We start from the raw sequence: 14,059 nt of genomic DNA on the forward strand, positions 1-14,059 counted from the left end.
AAATTTTAACACATAGAGACATAGATTATATAGGCACAAAAAAGACGTTTCAGTTAGCATTAATGTACAGAGCTACGTGTGAAGAAATGTGTTTCTTATTGTATTCTCTTTTTCAAGAAAAAATCTATGTCTCTATGTGTTTAATTAAACTTTTATAAATTACCAACAGCGAGTTAAGAATAACTATCTAAATTTGATTAACACAACAACAGTACAAAGTATGTTCAACCAAAAAATAGCATTCACAAAAATAGTAGCAACAGGGCTACTTATTGCAAATAGCCATTCGGCACCTGTTTTTGCTCAAACAAAAAAAACTACAGCTACAGAAAAAAAAGATCCACAGCGTTTTTTCTCAAAGCCTGATTTAATGCAGATCGGGGTTTATTATTATCCGGAGCAATGGCCAAGAGAGCAATGGGAACGTGATTTAAAAAACATTAAAAAACTAGGATTCGAGTTTACGCATTTTGCAGAATTTGCCTGGACATATATGGAACCTGAAGAAGGAAAGTACGATTTCAAATGGCTCGATGATGCTCTTGCAATCGCAGAGAAAGAAGGTTTAAAAGTTATTCTTTGTACGCCAACCCCAACTCCGCCGGCATGGATGGGGGAAAAATATCCTGAGATTTATCTGGTCGATGCAAGCGGACGCCGCAGAGAACATGGTAACAGGGCCAATCAATCGGTATCAAATGAAAAATACAGAGCCTTTGTAGAGAAAATGGTTACTGAACTTGGAAAGAGATATGGGAAGAATAAAAACATTATGGGTTGGCAAGTGGATAACGAGCCGGGAGCCCCGGACGATTTTAGTCCTTCTGCTCAAAAAGGATTTCAGAAATGGCTGAAAGCCAAATATGGTACGATTGAGAAGTTAAATGCCGAATGGCTGGGAAGTTTTTGGAGCATTCGCTATAACAATTTCGAACAAATTGCGATTCCAAATGCCGAAATCTATTTTGAAGATAAACTAAGTCCGCATGCTATATTAGATTTCAAGAGATTTACAGCAGATTCTCAAGCGGAATATTTGAATTTACAGGCCGAAACACTTCGAAAATATGTTGATCCAAAACAATGGATTACGACTAATTACACCAATGTAGTGTATGGAGCGGATCCGAGAAGAACTGATAAAATGGATTTTGCTACCTATACCATGTATCCGGTAAGCGGAAGAAACCAATTGGGTGGTCAGAACTTTAGAATGGGACATCCAAACAAAATATCAGAAGCCAATGATTATTACAGATCCATAAACGGGGTTACCGGTGTTATGGAAATGCAGCCGGGACAAGTAAATTGGGCAAGTATAAATCCGCAATTGCTTCCGGGAACGGTTCATATGTGGATCTCGCAAGCTTTCGGAGGAGGTTGCTCGTTTACTTGTACGTACCGATACAGACATCCGCTAGGAAGCAGCGAAATGTACCACGACGGAATTGTAGGTACCGATGGTGTAACCCTGACAACAGGAGGAAAAGAGTTTGTACAATCTATCGAAGACATGAAACTGCTTCGAAAAGAATACAATCCAAAAGCAGTACTTCCAGCGGATCTTGCCAAAAGAAAAACAGGTTTTTTATGGAGTCATGAGAATCTTTGGGATTTGGAAAACCAAAAACAAACGGAATTCTGGAGCACGTGGAGACACAGAAATACCTATACGTCTGCTGTAAAATCGACCGCTGCGCCAATGGATTTTATCACTGAAGAAGATGATTTCTCTGCTTATCCTTTTATTGTAGCTCCTGCTTATCAGCTTATCGATCAGAAATTGGTAGATAAATGGACTAAATATGTAGAAAATGGTGGTAATCTGATCTTGTCCTGCCGAACTGGTCAGAAAGATAAAAACGGACATTTCTTTGAAGCCAAATGGAGTGCACCGATCGTTCCGCTAATTGGTGCTGATGTAGACTTCTTTGACATGCTTGTAGCAGATGTAAACGGAACCATAAATGCCGGAAGCAGTACTTATAAATGGAATACCTGGGCAGATGTTTTAGAACCGAAACCGGGAACAGAGGTTCTTGCTACTTATGCCGATCAGTTTTACAAAGGAAAAGCCGCAGCAATTACCAGAAAATTAGGAAAAGGAACTGTTACTTATATAGGAGCAGAAAGTAAAGACGGAGATTTGGAAAGACAAGTGGTAAGATCGGTTTACGAACGTGCCAAAGTAACGATTGATGATTTGCCAAAAGGTGTATTTGTAGAATGGAGAGACGGTTTTTATACAGGTGTAAATTATACCAATGAGGCCATACAGTTACCAATTCCTCAGGGAAGCAAAATCTTGGTAGGACAAAACCCTTTACAACCGGCTCAGGCTATTATTTGGAAATAAAAGTTAGACACGAATTTCACGAATGAGCACGAATTTTTTAAATAGTATGCGGATAATAAGTCATGAATTCGTGGTAAAAAAAGGCTTAACAAGAACAACGCAAATAAGTAAAATATAATTCGTGCTCATTTGTGGAATTCGTGGCAAAAGAAACACTTTATCAGATTACGCAAACAATGTAATATAATTTGTGAAATTCGAGGCAAAAAAAATAATCCATTGCATTCGGCTCAGGCGATTATCTGGAAAAAAAGTTCGCCACGAATTTCACGAATGATCACGAATTTTTTAAATAGTATGCGCATAATAATTCGTGATTTTGCGGCAAAAAAACGCTTAACAAGACAACGCAAGTAAGTAAGATATAATTCGCGTTAATTTGTGAAATTCGTGGCAAAAGAAACACTTTACCAGATTACGCAAACAATGTAATATAATTCGTGGCTAAAAAAAATAAACAAAAACAATTTAATATAGTAACAATGATTTTTTCAGAAGCAACTATTCAGGATTTAGTAAAAGAACATTACGGATTAATCGTTACCGTAAAAGCATTAAATGGATATGACGAACTGAACTTTCTTTTATCGAATGAGAAGAATGAAAAGTACATTCTAAAAGTATCAAACGAAAGTCATCCGTTTCCTTTTTTAGAAGCGCAGATTAATATTATCCAACATCTTAAAAAGAGTAGTATTTCAAATTGTTTTCAGCATTTCAGCATCAACAAACACGGGGAGGAGCTGACCAAAATCGTTAGTAATTCGTATACCTATTATATCAGAATCTTAAACTTTTTAGAGGGGGTTTTTTGGGTTGATGAGAAAGCCAAAACAAGTGAATTGCAATATGATTTGGGAAGTTTTTTAGGTAAGATGGATCATGCCTTACAGGATTTCTCACATCCCGCCATGCACCGTAATTACACCTGGGATATAAGTCATGCGAGTGAAGCCGGAGATAATTTAAAGCACATATTAAATCACGAAAAAAGACGTATTGCAGGTTATTTTCTGCTACAGTTTGATACTGAAGTTTTACCTCAGCTACATCGCCTGCGTCATGCTTACATACATAACGATGCCAACGATTATAATGTATTGGTGCAGGACAATCGTGTTAGCGGATTAATTGATTTTGGCGATATGGTGTATACTGCTTTAATCAACAATCTGGCTATCGCCTGTACGTATGCTATGCTGGACGAAGAAGATCCTTTGGCAGTTGCGGCATCGTTAGTAGCGGGATATCATAAATCGTATGCATTAACTGAGCAGGAAGTCGATTTGTTGTATTATCTGATTGCAGGAAGACTTTGTATCAGTGTAACACAATCGGCTTATAATGCTTCATTAGACAGCAATAACGAACACCATTTTATTACCGAAAAACCGGCTTGGGATCTGTTGTTTAAATTGATACAGATTAACCCAATCAAAGCGCAGGATGCTTTTAGAAAAGCCTGTGGTTTTGATGGAGTAATTACTACCGATGATTACAGTGATTTACTGAAAGTTCGTAAAAGTAAAATTGGACGAAATCTAAGCATTGGGTATCAGGATAAATTAAAAATAGTAAAAGGAGCTCTGCAATATCTATACGATGATAAAGGAAGAACCTTTGTGGATTGTGTTAATAACCCTTCACATGTTGGACATTGTCATCCTGTAGTCGTTCGAAAAATGCAAAAACAAATCGCTACTTTAAATACCAATACCCGATATTTAAATGACGCTATAACAGCTTATGCCGAAAAACTAACAGCAACATTACCTTCTAAACTGAGCGTTTGTTATTTTGTTAATTCGGGTAGTGAGGCAAATGATTTGGCGATTCGTATGAGCCGTCATTTCACCAAACAAAAAGACATTATTGTATTGGATCATGCGTATCACGGAACGTCTACTGTGGCGATGGAAATGAGTCCCTACAAATTTGATAGTAAAGGCGGGTTTGGTCAGATGTCCTGGATACACAAAGCAATTAATCCCGATTTATACCGCGGCCCTTACAAATATGGTGACACTACTGCAGGAGAAAAGTATGCAGCCGATGTACAACGAATTATCGAAGAATTAAAAAAAGAAGACAAAGCTCCGGCTGTATTCATTTGTGAAACCTTATTAGGAGTTGGTGGTCAGATTCCGTTACCGGAAAATTATCTAAAAACAGTTTATGACTATGTCAGAGCTGCGGGAGGAGTTTGTATTGCCGATGAAGTTCAGGTTGGATTTGGAAGAATAGGAGATCACTTTTGGGGCTTTGAACTTCAAGATGTAGTTCCGGACATAGTAGTTTTAGGAAAACCAATTGGTAACGGACATCCGTTAGCCGCTGTGATTGTAACTGAAGAAATTGCTGATGCTTTCAATAATGGTATGGAGTACTTTAACACTTTTGGAGGTAATCCCGTATCTATGACCACAGGTTTGGCGGTACTGGATGTAATTCAGGAAGAAGAAATGCAGCAACATGCTTTGGAAACAGGGAATCATTTAATGAAAGGTTTAAGGGATTTAATGGCCAAGTACCCAATTATTAGTGATGTGCGTGGACATGGATTGTTTATTGGTGCCGAAATGGTAAAAGATAAAATCACTATGGAGCCCGCTGTTCCTGAAATTGATATTGTAGTAGAAAAAATGAAAGCTCAAGGCTATTTATTAAGTACAGATGGACCTTTACACAATGTTTTGAAAATAAAACCACCCATGACATTCAACAAACAGAATGCTGATGAAATGGTGAAATTCTTAGATGTCGCTTTAAGCGAATTGTAAAAGAAAATCTCGCAGAGTCGCAAAGGCGCAAAGTTTTTAGAGAATTTCTTTGTGACTTTGTGTCTTTGCGAGAGAATAATTAACCATGGTTAGCTTAAAAAAAACACTTTTTACCCTTACTTTGGGTAAAAGCAGAACTGTACATAATAGAGTATTAAAATGAATGATAATAATATCCTTTCTAAGAGCACGGTTCCTTTAGAAAGTTTAGAAAAACAAGTAGAAGGTAAATTATTCTACGATCATACCATGCGCTTGCTTTATGCGACTGATGCCAGTGCTTATAAAGAAATGCCTTTGGCCGTTGCAATTCCCAAAACAAAGGAAGACATCCAAAAAATCATTGCTTTTGCGAGAGAACACAAAAGTAGTGTCATTCCTCGTGCTGCCGGAACATCGCTTGCCGGACAGGTAGTGGGTAACGGAATTATTGTTGACATTTCACAGGAGTTTACCAAAATTATATCGGTTGATCAGGAGGAGAAAACTGCCTGGGTAGAGCCGGGTGTCATTCGCGATGAGCTTAATCTTTATTTGAAACCGTACAAGCTGTTCTTCGGGCCGGAAACTTCGACCAGTAATCGCTGTATGATTGGTGGAATGGTAGGAAACAATGCCTGCGGTGCAAGATCGGTGATTTACGGATCGACACGCGAACATTTACTCGAAATCAAAGGTTTTTTGGCCGATGGTCACGAAGTTACTTTTGGTGCTTTGACGAATGCCGAATTTGAAGATAAATGTAACGGAATTAATGTAGTAAGCCCTTTAGAACAGGCTATTTATGTTCAGGCAAAAGAGATATTATCATCAAAATCAAATAGAATTTTATTTGAAGATAACTTTCCAAAAAAATCCATTCCCAGAAGAAACACAGGTTATGCTTTAGATTTACTGGCAGATACAATGCCGTTTACAGATTCGGAAGAGAAATTTAATTTCTGTAAGTTAATTGCGGGATCAGAAGGAACTTTATTCTTTTCGACAGCTATAAAACTGAATCTGGTTGAGGCGTTAAAACCGTATTCGGCTTTGGTTTGTGTGCATTTTGAAAGCATTAATGAATCCCTTAAAGCCAATATCGAAGCTTTAAAATTCAATCCTGATAGTGTGGAGCTAATCGACCATTATATTCTGGAATGTACCAAAGAAAATATCGAACAAAGTAAGAATCGTTTTTTTGTAAAAGGAGATCCTCAGGCTATTTTAGCGGTTGAATTCTTAAGGGATTCTCCCGAAGAAATCGACAGTATAGCCAAAGAAATGGAAACCTTGATGCGGTCTAAAAATCTTGGTTATCATTTCCCGATAGTTTATGGTGACGATACCAATAAAGTCTGGGCTTTGCGAAAAGCTGGATTGGGTTTATTGTCTAATATTCCCGGTGATGCCAAAGCTGTTGCGGTGATTGAAGATACGGCAGTAGATGTAAATGATCTACCTGATTTTATCGAAGACTTTAATGCGATCTTAAAAAAGCGAAATCTAAACTGTGTACATTATGCACATGCGGCAACAGGTGAATTGCACCTGCGTCCGATTATTGATTTAAAAACCAAAGAAGGGACTGCCATTTTCAGGACCATTGCAACTGATATTGCCCATTTGGTAAAAAAATATAAAGGTTCCTTAAGCGGTGAGCACGGTGATGGAAGACTTAGAGGCGAATTTATTCCGTTGATGTTAGGGGAAGAAATTTACCAATTGTTTCTTCAGATTAAACAAGTTTGGGACCCGTGGGGCGTTTTTAATCCGGGGAAGATTGTCAATACACCACCAATGGATACCAGTTTGAGGTATACTCCCGGACAGGACACTCCTATGCCGGAAACCTATTTTGATTTCTCAGAACATAACGGAATTTTACGTGCAGCCGAGATGTGCAACGGATCGGGAGACTGTAGAAAAACCGAAAAAAGCGGTGGTACCATGTGTCCAAGTTATATGGCCACGCGGGATGAAAAACATACGACTCGTGCAAGAGCAAATATGTTAAGAGAAACCATAAGTAACTCGACAAAAGCAAATAGGTTTGATGACGAAAACCTTCTTGAAGTACTCGATTTGTGCTTAAGCTGTAAAGGTTGTAAATCGGAATGTCCTTCAAATGTTGACATGGCAAAACTAAAAGCCGAAACATTACAGCAATATCACGATAAGAACGGAGTGAAATTCCGTTCCAGACTTATTGGGAACACCCCCAAAATTAACCAATGGTTTGCTACGATGCCGTGGGTTTACAACTTATCGGCCAAAGGAGCTTTTGGAAATGTGATTAAGAAAGTAACTGGTTTTGCTACAGAGCGCAAACTTCCTCTCATGCATAAAATTACTTTTGCCAAATGGATGAAAGAATACATTCAGGAAGGAGACTTTGTAAACGGTAAAGTCTATTTGTACAATGATGAGTTTCTGAACTTTTATGATGTTGAAATAGGGCAGACCGCCGTTAAGCTACTGAATCGTTTAGGATATCAGGTTGGTATTCCAAAAATGGGTATCAGCGGTAGAACTTATCTCTCGAAAGGAATGTTGAAAGAAGCACGCGAAATTGCGGAAAATAACATCAGAAACTTTGAGTTTTCTATTCCCGACAATGGTATTTTGCTCGGAATAGAACCGTCGGCAATACTAACTTTTCGAGATGAATATCCTGATTTATGTCGTGGAGAATTAAAAACCAAAGCAAAAACATTTGCCGCAAGAACTTTTCTGATTGAGGAATTTTTAGCCAAAGGATTGGAAGAAGGAAGAATCTCGTCAGATAGTTTTACGAGGAAGTCAGAACGTGTACGCATGCATGGGCATTGTTTTCAAAAAGCATTATCGTCATTAGTACCTCTTAAAAAAATATTAAGCTTACCAGAGAATTATACGGTACTAAACATTCCAAGTGGCTGTTGCGGTATGGCAGGATCTTTTGGATATGAAAAAGAACACTATGAGTTATCGATGAAAATAGGAGAGCTGGTTTTGTTTCCAACAATCCGTTCTGAGGAAGAAGCTACTTTGATCTCTGCTTCAGGAACCAGCTGCAGACACCAGATTGCAGACGGTACAGGCCGAAAAGCGCAGCACCCGGTAGAGATATTGTTTAAAGCATTAAAATAGACTGAAACTGACGAGCTTTTGTTTCTAAGAAGAGCGGGATATTTTTTCTATTGGAGGCAAATGTTTCTAACACATAGAAACATAGTTTAAAATGTATAAAGGCGTTTGACTGCAAATAAAAAGGCATAGTATTATGTGAATGAAATGTGTTTCTTTTTAATATTCTTTGTGGGATAAAAACGCTATGTTTCGGGGTGTTTAATACTATTTTTCATAGGTTGACGCGAACGAGTTTTGAATTTTTAGTGATAGATATAGATGGACTTTTTGGACGATTGTTTATAGTTTGTTAATAAATAATGACAGATGAATATTTTTTTAACAACTAGGCAAAAGAATAATAATTAAATTTGATAGTAGGCTAAAGGTTTATCAATTTAAAAACATCTACTATGGAAAAAGCTATAAAACTAAAAGTTCGCAAGGAATTAGATGGTCGCCAACAGTTGAATATCATTAAACTTAAAGGAAGTTTGATTTCTAAAGGATACACAGAAATCATACATATCCTGGATCAGGATGATGAATTTCACATCAACTCTTTTGAAACTCCATCTGAAAGTACTAATGAAGTTCAGGAGTTTATTACAGCTTTTATCCATAGAGAAAACCTAACCGATACCATATCGTTTTTCAAATAAGGTTTTTCACCAGTTATAAAATAAAACAAGAGCCCCATTTCGGTATAGAAACGGGGCTCTTTGTTTTAGAAAAGCTTGTCTAAGTTCTAAACTCGTACGAATTCACAAGGCAAAATGTGAATTAGCAAGGATTTTGTATTCTTGCGCAAGAATATCTTGTGTTATTATGCCGATCATATTCAATGTAGTCTCATTAAATAGGACTGTTTTTTATATTAAAACTGATGATTTGCTCTGAAAGAGCTTTAGCAAAAGCATCGTGCGTAGCACTCTGAACGATGATGGCAATTATGGGTTACGCCCTGAAAGGGCAAAAGCCTGATCACAAAGAAAAGCATTCAGTATATTTCGCATAAGATTCTTTAAGAGTGGGAACGTTATTTAATAGGGATTTGTTGGGGTGAAAATTGCTATTACCCTTTCAGGGCAATTCTATACCTTAATCTAGTTCATAGTGCTTTGCACTATACTACTGCTTTTCGGGCTTTCAGCCCTTTTCTCCCCAACATTTGTTCTTGATCTCTTGAAACTCAAAAAAGTTACATTCCACCTCCTAAAGCTTTATAAAGTAAAATCTGTGCGTTTGCATTTTTCAACTGAATGTCAACAAAATCGAGTTCGGCCTGTAGTTTGTTTTTTTGGGCACTGATGATTTCGAGATAATTGGCATATCCGCTAAGGTATAAATCATTTGAAACATCCACGGCAATTTCAAGATGCTCGATTTCTTTGGATTTGTACTTCAACACATCTTCAAAAGCTTCGGTTCGATGTAGCAAAGCACTTAGCTCATTATAAGCCGTTGTAATGGTGTTTTGATACTGCAAAAAAGAAATTTCCTGTCTTCGATTAGCAGTAAAAAACTCCTGTTTGATTTGCCCTTTATTGAACACGGGAGCCGTAATTCCGCCAAGCAATTGCCAGGCAAATGAACCGCTATCAAAAAAAGTAGAAAACGAAAAAGAATTCATACCTACATATCCGCCTAAATTTAAAGTAGGAAAAAAGGCGGCACGTGCAGATTTTGCGTCTGCGTTTGTAGCCAGTAATTCAAAGTACGCTTCAGAGACATCAGGTCTTTTGTGTATGATAGAGTCTACACTAATTTTTTGATTTAAAATTTTAAGATGACCGGATAAAAACTCAGTGCTTCTTTCGACTTTTCCTCCATATTCTCCAAGCAGCGTAAGCAGTGCCTTCTCGGCCTGATTAATTTTTAGATTGAGCTGTTCTGCTTCTGCAAGTATATTATTGTTTTGTGCATGAAACTGCTGTACCGCAAGTTCTGTTGCTTTTCCAACAGATCGCTGTGCCGAAATAATATCCAATGCATGCTGCTGGGTATCCAGGTTTCTCTTATAAATGACAGCCTGTTTGTCTAAAGCTACCAACTCGTAATAAAGTTCAGCAATATCACTTAATAGTTTTGTTTTCAGTAATCGCATTCCTTGTTGTGAAGCAAAGTATCTTTGACGTGCCGCTTTTTTCCGGTTGCTTAGTTTATCCCATATATCGGCTTCCCAGGACACTTTTCCGCCTAAAAATAAGTTAGGAGTAGCGCCGGTTGCAATTCGTTGTCTTTCGGATATGTTTTGAGACAAATTGGTATCAAAGTTTCCAACACCTTCCATAGTGTACTTTCCGTAACGTGTTCCGGAAGCATCTGTCTGAAGATCAAAAGAAGGCAGTAAAGCAAGTTTGGCTACTTTCAAATGAGAGTTGGCGATTAAAATACGCTGCTCCATAACTAGATAATCCGGATTCTGAGCAACAGCTTTATCTAATAATTTTTCTAGTTTATCATCTTTGAAATAAGTTGCTGTTTGCAGCGGAACAAAAGTTGTTCCACTGTCAACAGCTTTTTTTGAGGTAACATCAAAATTCTTCGGCAGGGGTTTAGCGGCCAGATTGTCATTCACTTTTGGAGCAGAACAGGCAGTTAGCAGCAGCGTTCCGGTTGTCAGTATGAACGAGAACATCCTAAACTTATAGTTGAGATGAAGTGCTATTTTATATTGATTTAGTGATTTTTTCATTATTATATTTATTTTTTCAATGCTTTTTCAAATTTGGCAAACAGGATATAAAGTCCCGGAATGATTACAAGTCCGAAGACTGTTCCTATAAGCATACCTCCGGCGGCGGCAGTACCTATCGAACGGTTACCAATAGCACCGGCACCCGAGGCAATACACAAAGGAATTAACCCTGAAATAAAAGCAAACGAAGTCATTAAAATGGGTCTGAAACGTAATCGGGCTCCTTCGATTGCAGCCTCGGTAATATCACGTCCAATTTTGTTCTGGGCCATTGCAAACTCTACGATCAGAATGGCATTTTTGGCGAGTAATCCAATAAGCATGACGAGTGCCACCTGAGCATAAATGTTATTGTCCAGTCCAACCATTAACAAGGCGAGGTACGAACCAAAAACACCTACCGGTAGACTTAAAAGCACCGGAAAAGGGAGCAGTAAACTTTCGTATTGAGCAGCAAGAAGCAAATAGACAAACAGTATGCACAACGCAAAAATGTAAATAGTTTGATTTCCGGACAGAATTTCTTCGCGCGTCATACCCGACCATTCCAATTCAAACCTGCTTGGCAGTTTTTCGGCTGCAATTTTCTCTACGGCTGCGATTGCTTCTCCTGAGCTATATCCTTCACCAGGCTCTCCGTTGATCATAGCCGACATGTACATGTTGTAACGTGTTAGCACTTCAGGACCATAAACACGTTCCAGTTTGATAAAGGTGGAGAACGGAACCATTTCTCCGGCATCATTCTTAAGGTACATATCCAGGATACTTTCGGGATTTTTTCTGAACTGCGGACTGGCCTGAACCATTACTTTATACATTTGGGAGAAACGTATAAAATTGGTTGCATAAAAAGAACCCAGCATCGTTTGAAGCGTAGACATGGCATTGTCTACAGAGATCCCTTTTTTGGCAGCCAGATCATAATCGATATGGATTAAATACTGAGGGAAAGTAGCATCAAAACTACTAAAAGAGTTTTGTACTTCGGGTGCCGCATTTAGTTCCTTAATGAAGTTTTTGGTGACAGCATCCGTGTTGGTGATTGTTCCTCCGGATTTGTCGAGTAATCGAAGTTCAAATCCGCTTGTATTTCCGAAACCGGGAACGGTTGGCGGTGCAAAGATCTCAATCTGTGCATCAGAAATGTTTTTTGTTTTCTCTCCCAGTTTGGTGATGAATTCATTTACCGAGATGTCACGATCGCTCCAGTCTTTCAGATTGATCATTCCCATACCATAAGAAGCTCCCGCAATTTCGGTCACAATACTGTATCCTGCAAGCGTCGTCACATTGTCTACACCTTTAATTTCTTTGGCCAGACGGGTTACTTCATCCAGTACTTTTTCGGTACGTTCTACTGTGGCTCCCTGAGGAGTAGTCACACTTACATAAACCATTCCTTGATCTTCTGAAGGGATAAATCCACCCGGAACAAATTTACTGGTTCCCCAGGTGAGTAAACAGAATAAAACTAATAGACCGGCAGTAACAGTAGTGCGATCCGCAAATTTTGCCAATATTCTGATATAACCGGCCGTAACCTTATCAAACCATGTATTAAAACTGTTGAAAAAACGATTGATCAAAGAATTCTTTTTCTCCTCCGGATTATGTGGTTTTAATAAAATAGCACAAAGGGCAGGGGTTAAGGTAAGGGCATTGATTCCTGAAATTACAATACTGATAGCCATCGTTAAAGAGAATTGTCTGTAGAAAACTCCAACGGGACCACTTAGGAATGCAACCGGAATAAACACGGCACTCATTACGATGGTAATGGCAATAACAGCTCCGGTAATTTCTTTCATGGCACTAATCGTAGCTGGAAGTGGTGCCATATGCTCTTCGGAGATTTTAACGTGAACGGCTTCGACGACTACAATGGCATTGTCGACTACAATTCCTATCGATAATACAAGGGCAAACAACGTAAGAAGGTTGATCGAAAAGCCCATCATCGACATGAAGGCAAACGAACCAATAAGGGCTACAGGTACTGCCAAAACAGGTATTAAGGTAGAACGCCAGTCCTGAAGGAAGATAAACACAACAAAGGCAACCAGAATAAAGGCCTCGATAAGTGTTTTTAGAACTTCATCGATCGAAGCGTCAAGAAAACGTGATACATCGTAGGCAATATTGTAATCCATACCGGGAGGGAAGGACGTTTTTTGAAGTTCGGCCATTTTTTCTTTTACGCTGGCAATTACTTCAGAAGCATTTGAACCCGGTCGTTGTTTTAACATGATCGAAGCTGAAGGTTTACCATCGGTTTTAGAAACCATTCCGTAACTCATCGATCCAAATTCGATTTTAGAGATGTCCTTTAATCTTAGGATCGTTCCGTCTGAATTTGCCCGAAGCGGAATTTCTTCGTACTGTTTGGGTTCGTAGAATTTCCCTCCGTATTTGATAACATACTGAAGCTGATTGTCGAGTTGTCCTGAACCTTCACCTACTTTACCCGGAGCTGCCGATATATTTTGTTTTTGAAGGGAAGTAATCACTTCATTTGCCGAAATAGCATACGAAAGCATTTTTTGAGGATCAAGCCAAACCCTCATGGAATACTCTTTCTGCCCCATGATTTCAGCACGTCCAACACCATCAATCCTTTTCAGTTCCTGAAGAATATTGATATCGGTGAAGTTGAAAATAAACTGTTCGTCCTGCGTTTTATCTGTACTGGTAATGTTCAGATACATCAGCATACTGTTTACTTCTTTTTCGGTGGTTACTCCGGCACGAATTACCTCTTCGGGCAATTCATCCAATATAGTTGTAACACGGTTTTGGACGTTTACAGCCGCAAGATCCGGATCGGTTCCTACTTCAAAAAAGACCTGTATCAGTGTCAGACCGTCATTGGAAGTAACAGTCGACATGTACGTCATTCCGGGAACACCGTTAATGGCACGTTCTAAAGGCAGTGCGACGGCATTGGCTGAAACTTCGGCATTGGCCCCCGTATATTTAGCCGTTACCGTTACAGATGGCGGAACAATGTCAGGAAATTGTGTGATAGGCAGCTGAAACAAGGCCAGTATACCCAGGAGAACTATCATAACCGATATGATTAACGACAGTATTTTTCTTTTGATAAATAACTCTATCATTTTATGTTTTTTT

Annotated in this window: 6 protein-coding genes; 4 read left to right on the forward strand and 2 right to left on the reverse strand. The window is 38.7% G+C overall.

Going from position 1 to position 14,059, the window contains the following annotated elements; all coding sequences use genetic code 11:
- Positions 1-220 precede the first annotated feature (220 nt).
- From FLA105534_RS11310 to FLA105534_RS11325, 4 genes are all read left to right on the forward strand, one after another.
- On the forward strand, positions 221-2,356 hold the full coding sequence (locus FLA105534_RS11310) for a beta-galactosidase (RefSeq protein ID WP_173966225.1): 2,136 nt from the start codon (positions 221-223) through the stop codon (positions 2,354-2,356).
- Between the two features lie 482 nt (positions 2,357-2,838).
- Positions 2,839-5,136, forward strand: a complete 2,298-nt coding sequence (locus FLA105534_RS11315) for an aminotransferase class III-fold pyridoxal phosphate-dependent enzyme (protein WP_173966226.1) — start codon at positions 2,839-2,841, stop codon at positions 5,134-5,136.
- Positions 5,137-5,295: 159 nt separating this feature from the next.
- Positions 5,296-8,247, forward strand: coding sequence for an FAD-binding and (Fe-S)-binding domain-containing protein (locus FLA105534_RS11320; protein WP_173966227.1), 2,952 nt, complete (start codon positions 5,296-5,298; stop codon positions 8,245-8,247).
- 392 nt (positions 8,248-8,639) lie between these two features.
- The gene (locus FLA105534_RS11325; RefSeq protein ID WP_173966228.1) at positions 8,640-8,888 is read left to right on the forward strand and encodes a hypothetical protein; all 249 of its coding nucleotides are present in this window, start codon (positions 8,640-8,642) and stop codon (positions 8,886-8,888) included.
- Positions 8,889-9,427: 539 nt separating this feature from the next.
- Here FLA105534_RS11325 and FLA105534_RS11330 read toward each other — a convergent pair.
- Together FLA105534_RS11330 and FLA105534_RS11335 are read right to left on the reverse strand one after the other, a co-directional pair.
- A complete protein-coding gene (locus FLA105534_RS11330; RefSeq protein WP_173966229.1) occupies positions 9,428-10,924 on the reverse strand; it encodes a TolC family protein in 1,497 nt (498 codons plus the stop codon).
- A gap of 8 nt (positions 10,925-10,932) precedes the next feature.
- Positions 10,933-14,046: an efflux RND transporter permease subunit gene (locus tag FLA105534_RS11335; RefSeq protein ID WP_173966230.1), complete on the reverse strand. Its 3,114-nt coding sequence runs from the start codon at positions 14,044-14,046 to the stop codon at positions 10,933-10,935.
- Positions 14,047-14,059 lie beyond the last annotated feature (13 nt).

It is taken from the genome of Flavobacterium collinsii (assembly GCF_902804485.1).
Classification (GTDB): Bacteria; Bacteroidota; Bacteroidia; order Flavobacteriales; family Flavobacteriaceae; genus Flavobacterium; species Flavobacterium collinsii.